18 protein-coding genes and 1 CRISPR repeat array are annotated in these 22,054 nt (G+C 44.4%); of the genes, 15 read left to right on the top strand and 3 right to left on the bottom strand.

The window, feature by feature from the left end; all coding sequences use genetic code 11:
- Positions 1 to 232: 232 nt before the first annotated feature.
- On the top strand, positions 233 to 514 hold the full coding sequence (locus QGP82_RS04115; protein WP_499057218.1) for a Calvin cycle protein CP12: 282 nt from the start codon (positions 233 to 235) through the stop codon (positions 512 to 514).
- Between the two features lie 1,124 nt (positions 515 to 1,638).
- Here the strand turns inward: QGP82_RS04115 and rbp are convergent.
- Together rbp and QGP82_RS04125 are read right to left on the bottom strand one after the other, a co-directional pair.
- Entirely contained in the window at positions 1,639 to 1,911 is a 273-nt protein-coding gene (gene rbp, locus QGP82_RS04120; protein ID WP_163661394.1) for an RNA-binding regulator, read from the bottom strand.
- 1,675 nt (positions 1,912 to 3,586) lie between these two features.
- Complete coding sequence (locus QGP82_RS04125; RefSeq protein ID WP_163661396.1) at positions 3,587 to 3,913, bottom strand: winged helix-turn-helix transcriptional regulator; 327 nt, start codon at positions 3,911 to 3,913, stop codon at positions 3,587 to 3,589.
- Positions 3,914 to 4,062: 149 nt separating this feature from the next.
- On the opposite strand from QGP82_RS04125, the gene QGP82_RS04130 reads away from it, so the two are divergent.
- The 3 genes from QGP82_RS04130 to QGP82_RS04140 all read left to right on the top strand — a co-directional run bounded on the left by QGP82_RS04130 (position 4,063) and on the right by QGP82_RS04140 (position 6,343).
- Complete coding sequence (locus QGP82_RS04130; protein ID WP_006517148.1) at positions 4,063 to 4,299, top strand: thioredoxin family protein; 237 nt, start codon at positions 4,063 to 4,065, stop codon at positions 4,297 to 4,299.
- 303 nt (positions 4,300 to 4,602) lie between these two features.
- Positions 4,603 to 5,538 (top strand): diiron oxygenase, encoded by a 936-nt coding sequence (locus QGP82_RS04135; protein ID WP_250566179.1) that lies wholly within the window; start codon positions 4,603 to 4,605, stop codon positions 5,536 to 5,538.
- A gap of 64 nt (positions 5,539 to 5,602) precedes the next feature.
- Positions 5,603 to 6,343, top strand: a complete 741-nt coding sequence (locus QGP82_RS04140; protein WP_163661400.1) for a glutamine amidotransferase — start codon at positions 5,603 to 5,605, stop codon at positions 6,341 to 6,343.
- A 1,282-nt stretch (positions 6,344 to 7,625) separates the two neighbouring features.
- Positions 7,626 to 9,103: a CRISPR direct-repeat array (repeat unit 37 nt; unit sequence GTTTCAATCCCCGTGAGGGGAAGTGGTTGATTGTGAC).
- 289 nt (positions 9,104 to 9,392) lie between these two features.
- Here QGP82_RS04140 and QGP82_RS04145 read toward each other — a convergent pair.
- The gene (locus QGP82_RS04145; protein ID WP_499057220.1) at positions 9,393 to 10,817 is read right to left on the bottom strand and encodes a TIGR03985 family CRISPR-associated protein; all 1,425 of its coding nucleotides are present in this window, start codon (positions 10,815 to 10,817) and stop codon (positions 9,393 to 9,395) included.
- 178 nt (positions 10,818 to 10,995) lie between these two features.
- Between QGP82_RS04145 and crn3 the strand changes: the two genes are divergently transcribed.
- From crn3 to QGP82_RS04200, 11 genes are all read left to right on the top strand, one after another.
- Positions 10,996 to 11,916: a CRISPR-associated ring nuclease Crn3/Csx3 gene (crn3, locus tag QGP82_RS04150; protein WP_499057222.1), complete on the top strand. Its 921-nt coding sequence runs from the start codon at positions 10,996 to 10,998 to the stop codon at positions 11,914 to 11,916.
- A gap of 78 nt (positions 11,917 to 11,994) precedes the next feature.
- A complete protein-coding gene (gene cas10, locus QGP82_RS04155) occupies positions 11,995 to 14,367 on the top strand; it encodes a type III-B CRISPR-associated protein Cas10/Cmr2 (protein WP_499057224.1) in 2,373 nt (790 codons plus the stop codon).
- A complete protein-coding gene (locus QGP82_RS04160; protein WP_499057225.1) occupies positions 14,364 to 15,113 on the top strand; it encodes an RAMP superfamily CRISPR-associated protein in 750 nt (249 codons plus the stop codon). Before cas10 ends, QGP82_RS04160 begins: the two co-directional genes overlap by 4 nt.
- Positions 15,110 to 16,351 (top strand): type III-D CRISPR-associated RAMP protein Csx10, encoded by a 1,242-nt coding sequence (gene csx10 / locus QGP82_RS04165; RefSeq protein WP_499057226.1) that lies wholly within the window; start codon positions 15,110 to 15,112, stop codon positions 16,349 to 16,351. Before QGP82_RS04160 ends, csx10 begins: the two co-directional genes overlap by 4 nt.
- Entirely contained in the window at positions 16,348 to 16,770 is a 423-nt protein-coding gene (locus QGP82_RS04170; RefSeq protein ID WP_499057228.1) for a hypothetical protein, read from the top strand. The genes csx10 and QGP82_RS04170 overlap by 4 nt, the downstream gene beginning before the upstream one ends.
- 28 nt (positions 16,771 to 16,798) lie before the next feature.
- On the top strand, positions 16,799 to 17,950 hold the full coding sequence (locus QGP82_RS04175) for a putative CRISPR-associated protein (protein WP_499057229.1): 1,152 nt from the start codon (positions 16,799 to 16,801) through the stop codon (positions 17,948 to 17,950).
- Between the two features lie 2 nt (positions 17,951 to 17,952).
- Positions 17,953 to 18,810 (top strand): type III CRISPR-associated RAMP protein Csx7, encoded by an 858-nt coding sequence (csx7, locus tag QGP82_RS04180; RefSeq protein WP_499057231.1) that lies wholly within the window; start codon positions 17,953 to 17,955, stop codon positions 18,808 to 18,810.
- Complete coding sequence (locus tag QGP82_RS04185; RefSeq protein WP_499057232.1) at positions 18,803 to 19,831, top strand: RAMP superfamily CRISPR-associated protein; 1,029 nt, start codon at positions 18,803 to 18,805, stop codon at positions 19,829 to 19,831. The genes csx7 and QGP82_RS04185 overlap by 8 nt, the downstream gene beginning before the upstream one ends.
- A 116-nt stretch (positions 19,832 to 19,947) precedes the next feature.
- Positions 19,948 to 20,280 (top strand): hypothetical protein, encoded by a 333-nt coding sequence (locus QGP82_RS04190; RefSeq protein ID WP_499057234.1) that lies wholly within the window; start codon positions 19,948 to 19,950, stop codon positions 20,278 to 20,280.
- Positions 20,277 to 21,350, top strand: a complete 1,074-nt coding sequence (locus QGP82_RS04195; protein ID WP_499057236.1) for an RAMP superfamily CRISPR-associated protein — start codon at positions 20,277 to 20,279, stop codon at positions 21,348 to 21,350. Before QGP82_RS04190 ends, QGP82_RS04195 begins: the two co-directional genes overlap by 4 nt.
- 15 nt (positions 21,351 to 21,365) lie before the next feature.
- A complete protein-coding gene (locus QGP82_RS04200; RefSeq protein WP_499057238.1) occupies positions 21,366 to 22,034 on the top strand; it encodes a hypothetical protein in 669 nt (222 codons plus the stop codon).
- Positions 22,035 to 22,054: the final 20 nt, after the last annotated feature.

The raw sequence follows: 22,054 nt of genomic DNA on the forward strand, positions 1-22,054 counted from the left end.
TACGACCCTGGCCGATCTAAGGTGATGAGAAAATCCTAAACTTGTTGACGGATAGTGGATTAAAGGGATTGTGATCCCCTGAGATCGGTAACGAAAGTTAGTAGGTAAAGAAAGTTAGCCAATTAGAGATGAAACTTATATGTGGGTGGATTTACAGTCGCTAAAATGACAGGCAGTGTGCGAGCTACCAACAGTCCATCACCAACGTAGTTCTTAAAACGTAGTTCTTACCATGGCTAACACCACTATTACACCCACAACAGCTTCTACACCACTAAAGGCACCATCATCAAAATCAGCATTTGAAACACAACTCCAAGCCGCACTCGAACATGCCCGTCGCCTCACTGAGATGCAAGGCCCCGAGAGCATTGAGGTAGCTCTTGCCTGGGAAACCGTCGAAGAACTGCAAACGGCGAAAGCGGGTCACCAAAAGGTCAATCCCACCATAGCCTTTGTTCGCTACTGTGCCGAGAATCCTGGCGCTGCTGAAGCTCGCGTGTATGACGTCTAAGGCATTAGACACCCGCACTCAGGCATTGCCTCTCTTCTAAATACGTACACTTTAAGTCCCTGCCCTATCGGTAGGGGCTTTTTATTATCCCCAACTTGAACATAACGCCTCCATAGAGTTATCTCACTGATTGACAAGAATAACAGTGACAAAAACAACGTTAACGTTTGTATCAGAGAAGAGATTTTCAAACATCGCCGGAATATTCTAAGGACATGGGTTGAGAAGCCCTAGTCATAACGAAAGGAGGTCTAATAATAGATATCTCAACAGAATCGTTTGACGGATCACAGACAGCACCCAAACAACTCACTGATTCTCTTCTTACTGGTACTAGAGAGCTCTGTTTATAGTAGGCTCACCTGTTATAAAACAACTCTAAAAAGTCTTGTTAGATTTAGGAGAACTCTTCAGTTGATTGTTATGGGTGCTGTAGCACTTTAAATCTTTACTAGAGAATCATCCGATAGCCTCAGTCGTCGGACAGTAGCAACAAATATCCCTGGAATCCTTTAGTGAACACCTCATCTGATCGTGCCACAGTGATCTAAGACACCAATCAGAAAAAATTGATAGTTATATAAGGAGACGGTGGGGGTATCCTGCAAAGGAGGGCATATGCTACATCTCGGCATATAGTGAACTCACAGGCAAAGCAAACTATGGAGTAACGTCCTATAGCGAACCCTATATCTAAGTAGACAGAACACTGTACTACTTAACCCTTTATATCTAACCCGAAGCCTCCATGAACCTTAGTGTTCGTGGGGGCTTCTTATATGGAAGTATAGGCAAGCTGCTCGATTAGTACGTTGTGGCTTAGGTTTGCCCAGGATCAAAGGGGGATGGGGGGATGGGAGGCTCATACTAAGGCTATCGATAACCTCCAGAAAGTTTTTGCCTTGATGCGCGTAATAAGTCCATTGTCCGCTGATGGAGCAGGGGGCTAGTCAGGGTTAACCAAGATTGGGTGCTGAGTGCATCCCGTACAACTGATACATAAAAGGGTTCAGGTACTTCTACCTGAACCCTTTTAGTTAGAGCTAACCTTTACAACCAAACAGCTACGAATGACTGGACGTCATATATTCAATAGCCATAGGCAATGGCCATGGGAAAAGTTTTTACCAACTTTTGCGACCGCCACCGCGATTTTCACGGGGCTTAGCTTTATTAACCTTTAGATCACGCCCCATCCACTCTGCACCATCTAGTGCTTCGATGGCAGCTTCTTCTTCAGAATCTGTACTCATCTCGACAAAACCGAAGCCGCGCATGCGACCGGTTTCACGATCAGTGGGCAGATGAACACTCTTGACTGTTCCATAGGCTGCAAATGCAGTCGTTAGATCAGCATCTGTAACGTCATAGGACAGATTGCCTACATAGATTGACATGGATTTTCTCCAAAACTTAGGGGATATGTAGAGGGAAGTTTCGAGAAGGGAAATGTCAATGGAAAAACGATAAAACTCGTTAATACTAAAAACAAAAGCTACCAACCGATCTTTAATCTCTGGGTCAATTATAGGCCATGGGACAGCACCTTGGATGGGTAAGGGACTGCGGCGGGTCAAAATCACTACTATCCTTGGCCTACATTACGCTCCCCACCTGCATTCACGCCTTAAACTGGGCTATCTGACTGAGCGCTACATGACACGACCAGGGCCGAAAATCCTTTGGTTTGCCAGTGGCATTTCACCATTTAGGCAACGGAGCTGCCCTTGACTCGTCATTTGTATTTTGATTGGAGCGTGGATTCTTAATCTGCGACGGAGTTATCTATTTCTAGACAGATAAACTCAAAATGAGCACTAGTTGATGCTACATCACACCATAGACCGAGTTCACTAACCAGAAACAAAAAACAACAACATTAACGTTTATATCCCAGAAGAGACATAAACCTCTCCTGGGAATATGCTGTATACATGAGCTGAAAAGCTTATATCCACAACAAAGGAGGTCAACAATCGATATCTCAATAGAATCGTTTGAAGGATCAATACCAGCATCCAAACAGGTCACTGATATTTCTTCTTGCTTGCGCTAGAGAGTCTTATTGATAGTGAAGAAGCTCTTCAAATAATACTCTAGAAAGTCTTGTTAAATGTAGAAGAATTCCTCAGGTAGATCGTTCTGGGTGCTGTTGTGTTTTAAAGCGTTGCTAGACCAATCGCCCAACGCTACACCTCACTGGGCAATGGCACAAAACAGGCGCTGAATCCTATAGTTAATACCCAATCAGTTTCATCCACAGTGATCACAGACACAAACCAAGGAAACTTGATGGTTGTGTAAACAGACGATGGGGTTATTCTGCCAAGGGATGGGTAGGTGCCATCTCGACATACAGTGAAGTCACAGGCAAAGCACTGTATGGCATAAACTCCTATAGCGAACCCCATATCTAAGTAGACAGAATACTGTACTACTGACCTAAATTTATTTAGGCACCCTTTATATCTAACTCGAAGCCTCCATGGGCCTTAGTGTTCGTGGAGGCTTCTATAGTAGCCGCGCAATCGTCAGTGCTATATGTTAATGCGTATAATTCAGCAGCAAGCTCCTGATCAAATTGAGTCATTATCATATTTTATTTTTTAATTGAAGTGGGCCTGATTCATGGATCACGCCCACTTTCTACTGATAAGCCTCTAACGCATGCACGCTGACTGACTAGTCACTGAACACAAGTGCGGTGAGGACTGTTTAGCACTCCATAAGTTGCATCAGCAACCCTGATAATTCAATGTGTGTGTCAGCGGCCCCACTGAGGCTGTGAGCCGAGACTGCCATGATGTCCCATGGTAATTCATAGCTTTTATCGCAGAACAAGTGAGTTATTTTTGATGAGGCAACTTACAACTTACTACAATATGTAGCAATTTGCACTACACAAGGACAGACACAAAAGAAAAAGGCTTCAAAGTTGGTATTTGACTAGTCGCCATTAGTGTGGGCTTGGTTACCGCATCCATTCTGGGTAACCAGGTCTATTACTTAGGTAAGCAGTCCTAGCCACGAGCCTGGTAGAGCAGGTGGTTAACATACTGTCTAGCTCTAGCATCAATCATTCTCTCTTATACCCTTAATAATTTCCTCCTCAAGTTCTGTATTGAGAGACTGAATTTGTTGGATAACATCAATGAGCTTTTGGCCTAATGGCGTTATGGAATATTCCGTACGGGGTGGTACTTCAGGAAACGAGTGTTTTTTTAAAAGGCCATATGCCCTTAACTTTCGCAAACGCTCTGCTAGGACTTTTTTCGAAATACCGTTGATATGCTTTTCCAGAGCCCCTGGCCGAATAACACCACTGCTCACTGCAAGCAGGACAGGTACGGACCATTTGCAGCCAAGAACATTTTCAAGTTTTCGAGCGCTACTTTGCATCTGTTATCTAATTTTTCTCTAGATAGTTCAATGAATTAAACCAAAAAGTGCCTACCCCACCAAAAAGTGCCCCCTTTCCTAGATGGTTTGCCTACGTTTAGCCTAAGCAATAGGCGCACATCGCCCAATACTTAACCTAGGAAAAAATCATGAGTAAGACAGCTACTTTTTATCATGCTGGTTGTTCAGTTTGTATTGCTGCTGAAAATAATCTGGCAACAGCAATAGATACGTCTCGCTACAATGTGGAGAGCGTACATCTCGGCAATGATCAATCCCGGATTGCTGAAGCCGAATCAGCGGGCGTCAAATCTGTACCCGCACTGGTGATAGACGGTGAAGCATTCCATATCAATTTTGGCGCTAGTTTGTCTGATTTGAAATAGCTAAAACGGGTATCTGCTTCAAGCACAATATTCTCTCCAAGAAAGTAGTTTAAAACACTTGAGTTTTCCAGTTCCCATTGGCTTTTATAACTATCAACAACAAGTAATAAATATCTACTCACCTCAGCGTGCAGTGGAAACAACACTTGAAGTTGATTATACCTGCCGATTAATCCCTTGGCTAGATAATCCCTCGGCTAGAAACGTAAGCTTATCAGTGGAATCGCTATGAATTCAGTAATTGAACCCTCAAAAACACAAACTGTCAAGCCCGACTCTTCAGCTGATATCTCTCACTCTCGGATGCTATTGGAGAAAATGGCCCATAATTGGCACCTTAGGTCCCAGGTTAGCCAAGTTAAAAAGAAAGTAGCATATGAGTCATCATCCGAGATGGCCTTCAACCCAAATCGAGAAGATTTTCGTTTAGATTTGCTACCATTTAAAGATCACCCGGATTTTTTAGCTGCACCTTCAGAAATTAGACAAAAAGTCCTTTCCTGTGGCTGGATTGCCTATAACGAAAAAACAATTGATATTGAATCCAAGGTAATTGCCCCAGCATGTAATCATATTCTCTATCGGGAAGTTCCAGGGGTAGATGATGAGACAAGCCAATTGATCGCTAGCGATACCTTAGTCGATGAAGCTTATCACATTCAACTGGTTGTGCATGCTTGCAATATCACCCGTGAACATCGTCAATTACAACACTTAAAATTACCAAGTTTTACCTTGGTAAGAAAGATGACGCAAGAAAAAGAACGCTATTCAGAACCATGGAAAAAGCTTCTTGTTCAGATGGCTACAGCTATTGTTTCAGAGGTTTTTGTTAGCGATTATTTGTCGCTGCTTGCGTATGATAAGGAGATCCAGCCTTTGAACCAGCTGACTGTTTATACCCACCTACGTGACGAGAAGGCTCACCATAGTATTTTCCTAGAGTTGGCCAAGTGTATGTACGCTAATTTGTCACTAGAGCAACAGATGTTCTTTAGCCAGATATTGCCCAAGCCTGTCCGCTGGTTTGCCGATGCAGAACTAGATGTATGGGGGGCTATGCTACAGCAAATCAATTTTCCTAATGCCAGAACAATCATCCAAGACACAGCGACAAATGCAGACGTTGATCTGCTGAGAATTGACTATTCCGATGTCATTCAACTGGCTAAGGAATTAGGAGTGCTAGATTCTGTAGCAGGGGCAGACAGCTTTGCACAAGCAGGTTTATGTGACTAGGACAACACCTTGCTTCTTGATAGACACACACCCAAAACGCGTAAAAGTTTTCAAAAAAGGAACCATGAAGACAGCCATTGCAATTCGACATATTGCCTTTGAAGACGTAGGTAGCCTTGCCCCTGTCTTAGAAGATCAGCGATATTCCCTTCAGTATTTAGATGCAGGGGCCGATGATTTAGCTAACCTTGACCCAGCTAGCCCCGATTTGCTGATTATTTTAGGTGGACCGATTGGAGCCTATGATGAGCAAGATTATCCGTTTCTAAAGGATGAGCTGCGGATATTAAAGCACCGACTTGAGGCCGATTTGCCCACCCTAGGCATTTGTTTAGGTGCCCAGCTAATAGCGCGTGTTCTGGGGGCCAAGGTTTACCCTGGAAGCGCAGGGAAAGAGATTGGTTGGTCCCCCATCAACTTAAGTGAAGCAGGTCATCAGTCTGTCTTACAGCCCCTCGCGACTGCCGACGCTGTTTTACATTGGCATGGCGATACCTTTACATTACCCGATGGTTGCGATCGCTTAGCCTCAAGTGCTAAGTATGAAAATCAAGCATTTTCCTACAAGCAAACGATTTTAGCCCTACAGTTTCATCCAGAAGTAATCACCCAAACAGTGGGAAAATGGTTTATTGGCCATGCCTGTGAGATTGGCTCGACAACAGATGTGACAGTTGCAGCCTTGCGCCAAGATACACAGAAATATGGGAAAACGTTGCAGCACTTAGCCAGTCTCTGTTGGCGGCAATGGTTAACCCAAATTGAGCAAGCAACTCATCTACGTAATCAGCCCGTCAATGTTTAGCGCATAACCTTGACAAGGTGTCTTACTTGCATCGAACGTACGCAAACGTCGAGAGTGATTCGGCGTTTGCGTATCTCGGTATCCAAAAAGAAAGTACCCGCTAAGCTGATCGAATCAAAATGTCCCAATCACCTATCACACCATAGAGTTATCTCACTGTTTTACAAGAAAAACAATGACAAATAACAACATTAACGTTTGTATCAGAGAAGAGACATTCAAGCATTATCGGAATATCCTAAGGACATGAGCTGAAAGGCTTATGGCCATAACGAAAGGAGGTCTGACAATAGATATCTCAGTAGAATCAATTGACGGATCAAAGACAGCACCCAAACAACTCACTGATATCTCTTCTTAATGGCACTAGAGAGCCCTGTTTATAGTAAGGTCGCCTTATTAAAACAACTCTAAAAAGTCTTGTTGAACTTAGGAGAACTTTTCAGTTGATTGTTTTGGGTGCTGTTGTGTTTAAAGCTTCACTAGACTAATCGCCCGACGCTACAATTCTCTGGGCAAAACAGTGCACAATCACTTGAGAACCCTTTAGTTAATATCCTATCTGCTCATCCCACAGTGATCTCTGACACATGCTAGGAAAAATTGATAGTTGTGTAAGCAGACGATAGGTTTGTGCGGCAAAGGGATGTATGTAAACCATTTCGGCATACAGTGAATTCACAGGCAAAGCACTGTATGGAATAACTTCCTAGCACGAACCCTATATCTAAGTAGACAGAATCCTGTATTACTTAACCCTTTATATCTAAACCGAAGCCTCCATGAGCCGTAGTGTTCGTGGGGGCTTCTTATATGAAATGCCTGGTTGTCTGATTCTGATATCGTAGTGAGCGTGTAGATACGCTTTGCCTATTTCACCTCGTGAGGCTACGGTGTACACACATCTCGAAAGGGAGTTCACAATTCTGCATTATTCCCCTTAATCCCCCCTTGGTAAGGGGTGAAGCTCCAGTCCTCCCCCTTACCAAGGCTACCGTGTATACATAAGTCGAAGAGTAGCTCCAAGTATCGAGCCCTCATCCCCCAACCCCTTACTCCCTGAGGGAGAAGGGGGGCCTGACCTCAAAGTCCTTCTCCCCCAGGGAGAAGGATTTAGGATGAGGGCCAATTCAAGGCCAAGGCTACCTTTTAGGGCATTATCTTTCGAGATGTGTGTACACGATAGCCTTATCCAAGGGGAACCCTAAGCAGGGTATTTGAAACTACTGAATCTTCAGGGGGTTTGGCCATTCTCTCTGACTTATGTATACACCGTTGTGTACACGGTAGCCCCGTGAGGGGAAGTGGTTGATTGTGACGAAATCCTGGAACTATTCAGATATAGCGACATAATGTTTCAATCCCCGTGAGGGGAAGTGGTTGATTGTGACTGGGGAAACTATTTTTGATCCTTCTCTATCTGAAGCCGTTTCAATCCCCGTGAGGGGAAGTGGTTGATTGTGACTCTCACTCCGGGCACTGGACCGGCTACCTGGCCACGTTTCAATCCCCGTGAGGGGAAGTGGTTGATTGTGACACGAGCTTGCGATGAAGGGTAAGTCAGGCTTTGAGTTTCAATCCCCGTGAGGGGAAGTGGTTGATTGTGACACGTATGTCTCTGATCCTGAATCTGTTTTCAGGCGTTTCAATCCCCGTGAGGGGAAGTGGTTGATTGTGACTTTTATCCGGGAGTAATGCTCAATATCCACAATGTGTTTCAATCCCCGTGAGGGGAAGTGGTTGATTGTGACACACACCCGTCTGTGTGCGTAGATTCAGCATTGAGTTTCAATCCCCGTGAGGGGAAGTGGTTGATTGTGACTCAATGATCGGTTGAATCCCTTCGTTAATCTGTTTGTTTCAATCCCCGTGAGGGGAAGTGGTTGATTGTGACCAGTTTCCGCCAAACTCATGATCCATAAATTGAACGTTTCAATCCCCGTGAGGGGAAGTGGTTGATTGTGACGGGAAACGCTACACTCCCCGCCACGGTCTACCGGGTTTCAATCCCCGTGAGGGGAAGTGGTTGATTGTGACGTAAAAATGCTTTGCGGCGTTCCGTTTGCTTCGGTTGTTTCAATCCCCGTGAGGGGAAGTGGTTGATTGTGACTTCAATAGATACAGTAGGCTCCAGGGCCTCAAAGATGTTTCAATCCCCGTGAGGGGAAGTGGTTGATTGTGACTAGCGGAGCAAGTTGCCCAGAATACTGAGGCACTAGTTTCAATCCCCGTGAGGGGAAGTGGTTGATTGTGACTTGATAATCGCGCCTTGAAGATGCCAGTGTCTGTGAGTTTCAATCCCCGTGAGGGGAAGTGGTTGATTGTGACTTTGAAGGCCCCCTGGTCAACACCCCACTCAGCCGTTTCAATCCCCGTGAGGGGAAGTGGTTGATTGTGACTCAAACCTTGGTGCGTAACGCGATCACGATTCAAAGTTTCAATCCCCGTGAGGGGAAGTGGTTGATTGTGACCCCGGATCAAGGCGATATTAGGATGTCCATCGCTGTTTCAATCCCCGTGAGGGGAAGTGGTTGATTGTGACCCGACCCGTTTGGGGAGCAGCCCGAGAGCGTCCTTGTTTCAATCCCCGTGAGGGGAAGTGGTTGATTGTGACTGAAAATTTTTCACTATTTCGGAAGCCCATATAAAGAGTTTCAATCCCCGTGAGGGGAAGTGGTTGATTGTGACATAGCAATGCTGACGGTGAAAAGTGTTACCTATTTGTTTCAATCCCCGTGAGGGGAAGTGGTTGATTGTGACGGCAGCCCATTGAAACGTTGGCTGCATTTAGTTTTCAAGGTACATTTGCGCGAACCTACCCCATTATAGTTCTCAGCCCAGTAAATGTGCACTTCTTCAAGTTACCTTAATCCTACAAAACATTGAACTAATAAGCCTTCCAGCCCTTGCGCGGATCCCAAAGACAAGCAAAAAGCCGCTCATTCGCTCTGACAAAGCTTTTCATCCCCTTTATTCAGCCTGCCACAGAACACAGCCCCACAGTCGCGCAGCCGATGGCAGCACCAGACATTAAATTAGTTTAGCCCCATCAACCCTGATAATGCCTCAACTCAGCATCCGCCTCTGCTTGCATCCGCTGACGTAATACCAGGGGGGCAATCACCTCACCTTTAGGCCGCCAATCCCGGAGCCGCATCACAATATTAATATCCCCCAGGCGTATCCAAGCCCGATAATAAGCATCCTGCGGATTGCGCCGAGCTAAAATATCCAGCACTGTTGCCTGCTCGTCACTATCCCCGATCGCCTGTTTTATTAACCCTGGCAATGCTTGATAGTCAACCGCCTGAAAAGTAGAGTGTCGCTCAGTCTGCTCAACATACCACCGAGCAAACTCAGACGGAAAACGCATAATTAACAACCGACGAGGTAAATAAAAATTAAACCCCCAGGCCTGGTCCAAAGCCGCATTCACATTTTCTGACGTTGGTAATTGGCCCATGCGCCGCATCGCCCGTAGCGATTCTGGGACCTGGGGGTCACCCCAGACAAACACCGTCAATCGAGATGATGTAATTCGATCTAACCGGTAATTATGCCAACCGAATACACCGGTTGGATCATCACCATAGGCACTGAGATATTTAGCCCGTCGAGAATAATGTAAACACACCGGATAAACCGTAATCGGTACAGCGTCCTCCGGGCTACGCCAATAGTTAAACTGAATAACACCGCCGCCACTGCGCCATAGCTGTTCGATTTGTTCTTGCAGTGTATCCACCTGCTCCTGCATCGCCTCCGACAGGATGTAATCTAGATGGATAAAGATACGCCGCTCTGGCTCTACAGTGGTCACTGACTGTTGACTGGTCAGTTGTTCCCACAGAGATTGCACAATTACATTTAAATTGGGCTGCACAAACGAAATCGACTCTAGCGATCGCAATACCTCCCAGGTCTGTGCTACTGACAAATTACCCAACGGCATGGGTGCCTGCATCTGTAGCTGCGGCCAATGATGGGGCTCAAGGGTACGAAACCGTCCCTTGCTCTCCCCAGCCAGCCAGCCCAGATCGGCCAAATGGGATAAGTCATTGCGAATCGAACGATGCACGGTCGCGAATGGACAGGTGGCTAAAGCGGTGTCTATGGCCGCTTTTGGTAGATGGCTCAAACACATAATTTGTTGCTGCCAATCTATTAACGAAAAGGCAGGATCACTGTCCATTAACCAGGTTGCTAGGGAACGCTGGCAACAACAATCAAGGTCGCAATGGGCAGTTAGCTCTGGTACCTTCGCTGTTTCACTACGGCCATGGCTTGGTGCAAAGAGAAGAGTGCGCAAATCACCATAGCGAAATGGCTGTGGTAGCTGCTGTGCCCAAGCATCAGGTCCATATAGCTGATGCAGCAATACCCACAGGCGTACTGCCCGTAACAGTCGATCTGCTAATCGTCCCTTGGCTAATTCATGTAACAGTTCAGGTGTAGGTAAGTAGTTAAATACCATCACAACTTTAGCGAAAGCTGGTTTTGAAGCCCCCTCTTCTAAAGTGTATGCATAATTGGCAAAAGGAAACCATATAACGGGATTAGTGGTGAAAAGAATCCACAGTGCATCTGCTACATCTCAATGACATTAAAGTGTTGTGTTTCTATATCTAATGTTTGGCTTTGGAGAATGATCTGTGGCCGATGCTTCGATTCAACTGACGCTGAGCCATCATCAAACGACTCAGGGATTGGCGTATCAGTTGGTAACTATTGAGTTGGTAAGTCGCGATCGCATTATTGAACCGCAAGAGTTAGCAACATTGCGTTTACCGGCGGGTCTAGATCCACGCAAGGGTGTGGTGCTCTCTGGGCGGGCTCCGGTCTGGCTCTATGCGTATCTGGTGCATGAATGTCATCCGACGGTGTGGGTTGCTTGTTTTGACCCACGCTTGGGGGCGGTTGTGACGACAACTCATTCTAAACTTGTCAGTGTTGGGCAGGTGCTCCCGCTTGAGGATTTAAATTTGGGAGTACCGTCTATTCAACCTGATAAGCTGGGGCCTGCTCTATTGGTGGTGGGGCCGCCGGACAGTGGCAAGAGTGTTTTGTCTCACCAGTTGTTTGTAACTTTGGTTAAAGATTATCCGGATGTGTATTTGCAACGCGCTCAATGGGATGGTGAGGGTAATTGGACATTAGAGCTGCCGGAAAACGCATCCGAGCGAGAGGCATTTAAGTTGGCTAACAAAGGAACTTTAACAGAGCGATTTTTTCCTTATCAGGGGCAGGCGATTCGTAATCTGCGGCAACAAAAATCATTGGTGATTGTTGACGCAGGGGGAATGGTGCAACCGGAAAAGCAATCGATTCTGGATGCTTGTACTCATTATTTGATTATTAGCTCAAAGCCTGAAGAGATTGAGCCCTGGCATGAGTTTTGTGGAAATCAGGGGAATTTACAGCCGATTGCAGTGATTCACAGTACTTTGGAGCCTACAGTTGAAATCTTACAGCATGAGCCGTTTTTAGAGCTACGCTGTGGACCATGGGTGCAGGGAGAAACGGCTAAAATGCCAGGGGCGTTGATAGAGAGCATGGCATCTCTCTTGAGATAGATTTTGACTCTTTATGTGTGCAAACGAGCTTATTCCTAAATTAGAAAGACTACAAAAATTCATCTATGACAAGAAATCATGACTAATGGAGTAAAGAGATTCCCTACTTCTGGCCAAGAAAAGAACATGATTGAAATTGGGCTTACCTGGTGTCTCGCCTGGGGGGAGAGTAAACAGCCCCAGGTAGATATCGAAGTTTTACAACAAATGCGGCGGGCTATGCTTGGTAATGAGCAATTACCAGACGAAGTACGATCATATGTTGAACAAGTTCGTCAATTAGCTCAGATCTCTACCCCAAAGACACTAGATGAACTAAAAAACCTGACTCAGGAACAGTCTGAGTTATGGAACTCAAAAATTGGGCTCGTTTATGGTGGAGCAACCAAAATTAAGCAATATGTGTTTGAAGCTGCGAAATTGCCTGATATTCGTGGAGCCTCAGCCTTACTAGATCGTATTAATCTATTTGATCTCCCTGCGTTTTTCGGTCCAATAGAATCTGAAAATAGGTCTGTCAGTGTTGAGCAGTGGTTAGATAGGTCAGGAAATTTCCCTGGGTTACGCGATGCTTTAATTCCAGAACTGATTATTTACTCTACTGGTGGAAATATTCTAGCGTTTTGTCCAATTGCTCATGTGAACGATTTAGCCAACGCCATCGAGAAAAGATATACCCATGAAACTCTAACAGCTAATTCTTGTGCAGTTGGAGCAACGTTTCGCTTGCTAGAGATAAAACTGGGTTTACTTAAAGACCCAATTGAAGAAACATTTTGGCTTGATCAATACCTGGGTAATCAAAATAGTCGGATTGTCCAATCTTATTTTTGTCAGGGCAGTATGGCAAGCCCTGAAGAAAAGTTTTGGAATCGCAAGAACTTTACTGAACTAATCACCCAGTTAACCACGCAATACAATCAACGTCGAAGCGGATTTAACAGTACAGAGCATTATCGTCCTACCTGTTGTTATCCGCCTATGTTTGAAACCCATCCATATATGCGACGAGATAAAAGCGACCGGCAATCAGCTATTACTCAAGTAACTGAACTGGGTGATCGTCCATGGTTATCTGAAGCATTAGTTCGCAAACGAATTACTGGACAAATTGCTAAACGGGAATTTTATCAAAAGAATCTTCCCTCCTGGTTTAGAAGCCTTCAACTAGAATGGCAGCCTACTAGCTGTCGTATTAATAGTTGGGTTGCTGATTTTGAAGATTTTCTTGATCTTGAAGAGAATCTAAGTCTCAGAAATCGCTATTACAAAACTCATACAGGTCGTAGTGAAGCAAGAACATTACGAGAACTTGGAAATATCAGTAAACCTCAGGGATTTATTGCCTACATTTACGCTGATGGCAATAATATGGGCGGATATATTCAACGAGAAGTGCATCAACCGGAAGAACATAAGCGTTTTAGCAGTGATGTATTCAACGCAGTTAAAAAATCTGTTTATCAAGCACTGGGTCAGCATTTAAATCCTCGTCAAATTAATGGCTTAAGTGATCCAGATAATATTGATCGTAACGGTGAGTGGATTCATCCATTTGAGATCGTTACGATTGGTGGTGATGATGTTCTTTTAATTGTGCCAGCGGATCAGGCGCTCAGCATTGCTAAGACGATTGGCGACGTATTTGAAGATTACCTAGCTGACCTTCAATCAAATGAAGGTGAATATATTTATCGCAGTGACGAAATCTATGACCCAAGCACAGTTCATCGCTATAAAGCACCGCAGAACTCAAAAACATCAATACCTACGGGTCGGGATCAATGCAAATTGAGTATGTCAATCGGAACGCTAATTACTGCAGAAAACACCCCGATTTACTATGCTGAGAATTTGGTCTCGCAACTGCTGAAATCTGCTAAACAACGGGCAAAAGATCTCAGAGAAGACGGGTATTTGGGAGGCACCATTGATTTTCTTACTCTCAAGGCTGTGACAATGCTGAGTGACAAAATTGAAAATTTCCGTGAGGAGGGATTGATTAAGGAAATCATAGTCCAAAATCGTACCCAAACCTTGAAGCAATATGCTGCGCCCTACACTCTGCATGAGATTGGTGGATTAATTGATACTGTTAAGGCATTAAAACCCAAACAAGCTAATTTTCCGAAATCACAACTTTATCAAATTCGCAGCTTACTTGAACGAGGTAAGCAAACGGCTATTCTCAACTACCGTTACTTTCGTGTTCGTCTTAAGCCTGAAAACAATCAACAAATTCTCAAACAGAAATTTGAAGACCCTTGGTGTTCCGCTAAGACTAATGGAGGCAATCTAGCTCCCTGGATGTCGTACGCAAAAGACGATGGAACAACAGGTTATGAAACCATTTGGCGAGATTTAGTCGAACTTTATGAGTTTATTGATGAGTCTGACGGAACAGATTCATCTACTGGTCAGGTTATCTCCTCGGTGGAGGTAGAGTCATGATACAGCTAGGCTCTTTAACTAATACAACCGAAACTTTTTCAATTACCGCCATTGTGGATTCTGCATTGTGTGTAGGAGCGGGTGGCTCATCGGGATCTTTGGCCGATAAACCCATTCTGCGTAATGCTGAGAATAACTTGATAATTCCTGCTTCCCAAGTTAAAGGACGTTTACGCCATGAGTGCGAAAAAATTGCTAGGGGGTTAGGGTGGCAAATTTGTCAGGCTCCTGCTGCTGGCATGATGCGTTTACGTCGGGAAGAAGTTGAAGCTGCCGAAAATGGCTATCTTGCTCAATTCAAGCAGGATCAATATAAAGTTCCTAACTATCCCGATACCTACCATTGCTTAGTTAGCCAGATATTTGGCGATCCAATTTTGCCATCGCGCATCATCTTAGATGACCTTGTGTGTGAGGAAAATCCAGAGAACCTGCCTGAAGTTTTGCGCCCAGGAGTGAGCATTAATCGCCGTCGTCGCACTGCCGAAGACCAGAAACTCTTTTTTCTAGAGACATCACCTGCTAATGCCCAACTGCGCTTTACAGGAAAGCTATACATCTTGCCCAGTTACACACCGAACCTTGTAGATTACGCTAAAGCACTAATTTGGGCTGGATTCCAGCATATTCAGGCTCTGGGTGGTAGCAAATCAGCTGGATTGGGATGGTTGCATTGGGAACTACCACCAATTGGACAAGTTAGTCCAGAGGTATGGAGCTTTCTAGCACAGGAGGAAACGGCATGAACCGGATAGATTTATACATTAAAGCACTTTCTCCTCTGGCCATTGGTCGTCGCAAACCGGGTGGTTCCATTAGTGAGGTAGAAGACTATATTCCGGGAACGGTTATTCGAGGTGCGATCGCAGGCAAAATGCTTCGAGAATCGGGACTAGGTTCTACGGATCTATCAACTCAAGGTGGCGATTTTCAGGCTTTATTTCTGAATGACGAACCTGCTATTTTTCAAAATGCTTACCCTGCCACTCTTCCTACTAAGAACCAGCCTAGAGAGCTTGAGGTTTATTGTCTCCCGGCAACTGCTTTGAGTTCTAAAACCAATCCAGGTTTCAAAAAAAGACGTGATGATGATGGTGCATTTGATACTGTAATTGATCGATTCTGCGCCAAAAGCTATGGCTATCCCTATGATCCTTGCACACTGAAGGGAGAGCGTGTGGATAGTTTCTCTGGTTTTTACTGTCGATTTAACAATCGCTACTACACACCTTCTAGCAGTAAGCGTTTACTCACACGGGTCGGTATCAATCGTCGCCGAGCTACGGCTGAAGATGAAATTCTCTACAGTGTTGAAGTTTTGAATGAATCTAAGTCAGTCAAAAAACGGCCTGTCCTTTACAAATCCTCAATTTTAGTACCGGATGATACCCTAGCGACAGCATTGCAAGAGTATGTTCATGCTCGTGCAACCCATTTTCGGGTTGGTGGTTCCACATCTCGTGGGTTAGGCTCAGTCGAGATAACCGCCCATACTCCCATCCCTGCTAATCTGAATACCCAAAGTCGGATTAATAAATTTAACCAGGCCTTAAAGAATCGATGGCGTGATTGGCAAGTTTTTGGAACACCTGGAAAAAACGGAATTGAGAATCGTACCTTTTTTACAGTAGATTTGCAGGCCGCTGCCATTTTGGCTGAACACTGGCAGCGCACTACGGTACTTTCAAAATCCATGTTGAAGGAATTTACAGGAGTTACGGATGACTCTTTAGAACTCCATGACACCTTCAGCAGCTATGACTATCGAGGTGGATGGAACGCAGCTTGGGGGTTAATGAAAGATATTGAACTGATCACCAATAAAGGCTCGGTCTATCTCTACAGCACCACTAATCCTGATGCCTGGTGGCAAGCGTTATCAGATTTAGAAATGAAGGGTGTGGGAGAACGCACCAGCGAAGGTTTTGGCCAAGTACGAATATGCGATGAGTTTCATTTAGTTTTTCGGGAGGAATCAGTATGACAGAGTTATCAGACCAGCAGAAACAATTCAAAATCCAGGAAGCAATTCGCAAAGAAGAAGATGATTTGGTGATTGCCATTGAAGAAGCGTTGGATGGAGCTAAGTATGGTGATTTGGAAGAATCACAGTTCCGAAATTTAGTTCGGGTTGCTGACACAACGGATAGCAAAGAGGTAATCAAGAACTTTCTACGCTATCAAATGGGACGGGATAAAAAGTGGGGACGTGGCAAAGAGTCTCTTGGAGAGAAAATTATTCAAGACATCAATACAAAACTGACGGACAAAGCCAGTTCAATCTACCAAGACATATCTTTGTCTGATGAAACAGACAAAAAGGTCATTGCCATCGAGCTGATTCGTCGTTATCTCGGCTATGGCGTTCGTCACCTGACTTATAAGCGTAAGGGTCAAAACTAACCAACTTATAAAACCTCTCTGAAAATCCATGTCTAAACTTGTTGTCTCTACTGTCGGAATTAGCTTGCTAACCAACCAAATTGAGGTTGGTTTTGATCCAGATTCATGGACATCTGAATTACTAGCAACAGTTAATGCTTCAGAAGAAGATATGCAGACGCATCATTCAGAAGTAATGCCTATACTCAAAGATTTAGAAGAGCGGGCAAAACAATCATTAGATGAGGAAAGTCTGGGTAAAATTCGAGATTTGTCAGCTGAGCTTAATGGTATCTATAGTTTTTATAGAAATAATTTGAGTCAAGGACGTAACGATGCTCATGTACTTATTGCGACCGATACTGCTCAAGGGCGAACCACTGCAAAGCTCTTAGAGGAACATCTAAAAAGTAAGGGAATTGGCAATGTTTTCATCCTAACAGCAAACAAACTATCAATTGCTAACGAACGTATTTTCTCTGAAGGTATTGCTGAGTTGTTATTCAATCTTCAAGACATAGTTGAAGGATATCAAAAAGAGAAATACGATATCTGTTTTAATCTAGTCGGTGGTTTCAAAGCACTTCAGGGATTTTTTAATGTAATTGGCATGTTCTATGCCGACGAAATACTTTATGTTTTTGAAGGCTCTAATGAGCTGATTAAAATTCCAAAACTACCGATCAGGATTGATCCTATACAAGTGAAACCTTATGCAGTTCCTTTAGCGATGATGAGTATGGGCGATATTCGGGCCTCATGGGAAGAAACCAATAAAGTCCCTCAAGAGTGGGTTTTCACTCTTGATAAAGATATGACATTATCTACGTGGGGTGCTCTCGTATGGAATCAATGTAAGAAAGAGATTCTACGAGGTGATGAACTATTACGCTTCCCAGACATAGTTTATGAATCCACCTTTAGAGAAGACTATAAAAATCAAACAGATAATCGCTTGCGCATTGCTCTTCAAGAAACCATAGCGAAGGTTGCACAAATATTACACATCAGACAAGACGGTATTGCTGCACTCAAACAAGATGGTGGTATTCAACTTGATCGTTACACCAATACTTCAATTGATCATTTCCGCATTTCACAGGAACTAAGAGTTAGTTGCAGGGTTTTAGAGGGAGGGAAACTATCACTCAAATATTACGGAACTCATAAACATGTAGAAGGAAAGGAAGGTGTTAGGTAAATATGTTTGATACATTCGAAAATCGGTTGGAATTAACCGGAATATTGACTACGGTCACAGCACTACGCATTAGTGCTGGTAGATCATCAGAACCTATCGGTTCAGATTTGCCTGTAGTTAAAGATGCTCTTGGTAAGCCACTGATTCCAGGGGCTAGCTTTAAGGGAGCGATGCGATCTCGCCTTGAAGCCTTTTTACGAGGAATTGCTCCTAATCTTGCTGAAGATCCCTCGGAACTTGCAATTGCTAGTCGAGTAAAAGCGGTCAACGCACTAAAAGATGAGGCTGAGAATGATAAGATTACGACTCAAAATATTTTGGAGCGAACAGACTTAGTCTCTCACTTATTTGGTGCACCCTGGTTAGCTGGAAAACTGCGAATTCGGGATTTGTCTGTGCAGCGTGACACATGGTTTGGCCAATATCAAGAACGTGATGGCGTGGCCATTGATCGAGACACCGAAACTGCTTCAGACGGTAAGCTTTATGATTTTCAGGTGGTTCCTGCTGGCACTCTATTCGAGTTTAAAGCTGTTGTTGAGAATGCTACAGATTGGGAATTAGGCTTGCTGATGATTGGTCTGCATCAGTTTGAAACAGAGCAGATTACCCTTGGTGGTGGCAGTTCTCGAGGGTTAGGTGTGGTGAGACTAAATTTGGATGAACTGATTTGGATTGATCCAAAAGACTCGAAGGAAATGATCAACTATCTACAACAACTGATTCAAAATAAACTTCAGCCCTACGTAAAAACTCCGCAGGAAATAGAGACACTTAAAAGCGGTTGGTCTACGGCCTTGTTTGACAAGCTAAATCAAGAAGTTAATAAGGTTTCTACAGCGGAGGAGATTCATGCATAAACGATTGGTCAACCATTGCACTATTAGTTTATCCATCAAGCCTGATGGTCCTATATTAATTAAGTCTGGAAAAGAAGGAGCCGACCCGACAAAACCAGATATGGAATTTGTTGAAACCTATTATCATGGTCCTAAAATTGAACATCGTGGTAAGAGATCTATCTATTTACCTGGCAGTTCTCTCAAAGGAGCGATTCGTGCTCATGCTGAGCGAATTGTCAGGACTATAGGGGAAAGTTCTAGGCAAACAGGAACTAATTCACAGATTTGGGCAAGCGATCCACTAAACATGGATGATAAGCAAAATAACCCCAATGTTTATTTGGAAAAATGGAAGGACGCAGAAAAGAAGAAAAAATCGGAGGATAGACATCCTAATCCAGGTGCAGAGTTATATAAACAGTCATGTTTTACCTCTCAGTTATTTGGCAATACCGCAGTTGCTAGCCGCATTCGCATTGAGGATGCCTATCCAACTGATCCTGACAAAATCAGGTTAGAGGAACGTAACGGAGTAGCGATTGATCGCGTTTTTGGTTCCGTTGCCGTAGGCCCCTTTAACTACCAAGTTTGCACCGCTGGAGAATTTACTACCACGATTCACCTGAAGAATTTCACCCTAGCTCAGTTAGGGCTGATTGGTTTGGTATTACGTGATTTAAGTGAAGGATGGTTTGGACTAGGCTTTGCAAAATCACGGGGGCTAGGAACTGTCACGGTGGAATATAAACATGCAGTAGTTCAATATCCCGGTTGCCAATTGCAAAATGATGGCCAAATTAAGGTATTTGCTCAACAAAAGTCTTGGCCAGGAACAGCTCTATTAGGAGTTAGCGAATTCTTAACTGAAAATCCCTATGGGTTTCCAGAAAATGATCGAGATGAACAGACTCCTGTAGCTGCAGAACCAATGGAACTAGGTTTTGGCGTACAACAAACTTGGACAGGATCAGAGCAAGTTAAGGACTTATTTCGTCGAGCTGTTCAAGCCTGGAGTCAACCTTTGGAGGTAGCTTCATGAGCTTTGTAGGGTATAGACAGGTTGATTCTGCAGAGGCTCTCAAAGAGTTAATCGGGCATTACGCTAAGCAATCCCCCAGTTACTACTTTCTAAGATGGGCTCATCGCGTAAGTGGCATGAAAACTGAATTACCTGAGGAATTTCCTAGTCCCGAGGGGCAGGTATTCAATGCAAATATGGAACTTCGCTGGAAGTCTCAAAGAGCTGGTTACACTGTCTTGCTCCTGAGCGATACGGCTGATACGGCTGATGGCTTTACTGCTATATCGGGTGACTGGGAAGCAGTTGATCGATCTGCTCATCACCATGAGTCAAAAGAAACGCAATACCCTAAAGGTTTCGACTTTGGCCGTGGGGTCGAGCCTGAGCATATCAAGCAGCGTTATTTTTGCGATCGCCGTACTGCCACCGTTCATTTCGTTGCTCTCACCATTGCAAGCTCATCATGACTAATACACCTCGTCCCAACCCCCGTTCTGCCAATCCACCGTCACCACCTAAAGGTCGTGGAAACTTCTCAGATGAGTCATTGCCACCAAAGCCCTATGAATTTGTTTCCTTTCCCAGTAAACGCCCACCCTTAAAGCATCCGGCAGGACATCAGAAATATCTGGATAATTGCCTCCATGGGAAACTTTCCCTATCTCTCAATGTAGAAACCCCTGTCCATATATCGACTGGGGTTATTGTTATGGGCAAGGACATTGGCAATCGGGTACCACTAATTAAACCGATGGTGCAGGGATCGGATCGGCATCTAACACTTCAGGGAAGCTCCATTAAGGGCTGTATTCGAGCAGTGTATGAGGCTATTACCAATAGTACTCTGGTGGTTGTCACCTCCCGTTATCGCAATAAGGTTCCTACAGAGCGACTTCCTTGCCGAGATAAGAAAAAGTTGTGTCCAGCCAGTCGGGTTTTCGGAGCATTAGACTGGCAGGGGTTGGTTGAATTCAGCGATGCTAGATGCACAGGCAGTGATTTTAAGGTGGGTTTTATGCCCTCCCTCTATCGACCTCGCCCGGACCAGCGAAGAGCATACTTTCTGCGAGGTCGAGTTGCTGGACGCAAATTTTACTACCACACTAAGCGAGCTATCGACAGAGGCCAAAACAAAGGCATTGCTACGCAGCAAGCTGGAAAAGCTTATCAATTCACTACTCAGCTGACATTTAAGAACCTGACCAAAGCAGAATTAGGAACATTGTTAGTGGCATTGGGGCAAGATTCCAACCAACCCATTGCCCTTAAAGTAGGTGGAGGGAAGCCTATTGGCATGGGCACGATGACGGTGACAGTAGATGCCCTTGAAAAAGTTGAAGGTACTCAGCTTCGGGATCGCTATATGTCTTATCAAGGCCCTGAAAATTCTGTTCTTACAGGGGATGTACTGCAGGAGTTTATAAAGCAAGCAATCCATGCAGCCCATAAGAACCTTATTGAAACCTCACAACTGAAACAGTTGGGTGATGTTCTACGTTATCCCAGCGATCGGGAACCTCCGTCTGGTATGTACTAATTTTGAACACTAACAATGGAAATCACAACTGAAGCGCCATCTTCAACAATGACTGAAGCTGACTGGGCAACTGCCCATAAGATCGCTCAGAACCTCATCAACCAAAAAACTGATGTAAATGAGTTAGGAAAAGCCATTGCCTATTTGCGTAATGCAATCAACCAGAAGCAGCCAGATGCAGGCACTCGTTTTTTTGACTATTTGAAGACTCTGGTTAATCAAGGTAGAAGTATTGGTCATAGTGGTAGAACCTTGGATTACTACCGCAGTATTGAAAAGAACTGTAGTGATTATTTGCAAGACTATCAATTCAAACCTAAGGCTATGCTGTACACCCTTGGCTGGGTGGCTCGCTTGATGCGGTACTACAAGGAAGGCGGAACATTTGACGAGAACCTAACAGCTGGTGCTACTTTAAGCTCTGCTCCTCCTGAGTCGGCTAGACAGGCTGAACTTCGTGAGATCGCTCAAACTCAAAACTATGAGGTAGGGCAACAAGTAACAGCAGAAGTTAAAGCTAAAAAGAAGGGTAATGCAGTCACTTACGAACTAGAAGGTGGCATTAAACTCACGGTAAAAGAGCCCAAAAGATATAACAGCTTAGAAATAGGTCAAGCTGTAAAAGTTGAAGTCCTAGAGCTTCGAGATACCGGAATTCCCAAAAAAATCAAATATACCGGTTAGTCTGTCATTTATAGCTTGAC

This window comes from Leptothoe sp. LEGE 181152 (assembly GCF_032906605.1).
GTDB lineage: Bacteria > Cyanobacteriota > Cyanobacteriia > Phormidesmidales > Phormidesmidaceae > Leptothoe > Leptothoe turfae.

Coding starts and splice junctions, on each gene's coding strand:
- QGP82_RS04115 (WP_499057218.1), top strand. CDS start 233: ATGGCTAACACCACTATTACACCCACAACAGCTTCTACACCACTAAAG.
- rbp (WP_163661394.1), bottom strand. CDS start 1,911: ATGTCAATCTATGTAGGCAATCTGTCCTATGACGTTACAGATGCTGAT.
- QGP82_RS04125 (WP_163661396.1), bottom strand. CDS start 3,913: ATGCAAAGTAGCGCTCGAAAACTTGAAAATGTTCTTGGCTGCAAATGG.
- QGP82_RS04130 (WP_006517148.1), top strand. CDS start 4,063: ATGAGTAAGACAGCTACTTTTTATCATGCTGGTTGTTCAGTTTGTATT.
- QGP82_RS04135 (WP_250566179.1), top strand. CDS start 4,603: ATGCTATTGGAGAAAATGGCCCATAATTGGCACCTTAGGTCCCAGGTT.
- QGP82_RS04140 (WP_163661400.1), top strand. CDS start 5,603: ATGAAGACAGCCATTGCAATTCGACATATTGCCTTTGAAGACGTAGGT.
- QGP82_RS04145 (WP_499057220.1), bottom strand. CDS start 10,817: ATGGTATTTAACTACTTACCTACACCTGAACTGTTACATGAATTAGCC.
- cas10 (WP_499057224.1), top strand. CDS start 11,995: ATGACTAATGGAGTAAAGAGATTCCCTACTTCTGGCCAAGAAAAGAAC.
- QGP82_RS04160 (WP_499057225.1), top strand. CDS start 14,364: ATGATACAGCTAGGCTCTTTAACTAATACAACCGAAACTTTTTCAATT.
- csx10 (WP_499057226.1), top strand. CDS start 15,110: ATGAACCGGATAGATTTATACATTAAAGCACTTTCTCCTCTGGCCATT.
- QGP82_RS04170 (WP_499057228.1), top strand. CDS start 16,348: ATGACAGAGTTATCAGACCAGCAGAAACAATTCAAAATCCAGGAAGCA.
- QGP82_RS04175 (WP_499057229.1), top strand. CDS start 16,799: ATGTCTAAACTTGTTGTCTCTACTGTCGGAATTAGCTTGCTAACCAAC.
- csx7 (WP_499057231.1), top strand. CDS start 17,953: ATGTTTGATACATTCGAAAATCGGTTGGAATTAACCGGAATATTGACT.
- QGP82_RS04185 (WP_499057232.1), top strand. CDS start 18,803: ATGCATAAACGATTGGTCAACCATTGCACTATTAGTTTATCCATCAAG.
- QGP82_RS04190 (WP_499057234.1), top strand. CDS start 19,948: ATGAAAACTGAATTACCTGAGGAATTTCCTAGTCCCGAGGGGCAGGTA.
- QGP82_RS04195 (WP_499057236.1), top strand. CDS start 20,277: ATGACTAATACACCTCGTCCCAACCCCCGTTCTGCCAATCCACCGTCA.
- QGP82_RS04200 (WP_499057238.1), top strand. CDS start 21,366: ATGGAAATCACAACTGAAGCGCCATCTTCAACAATGACTGAAGCTGAC.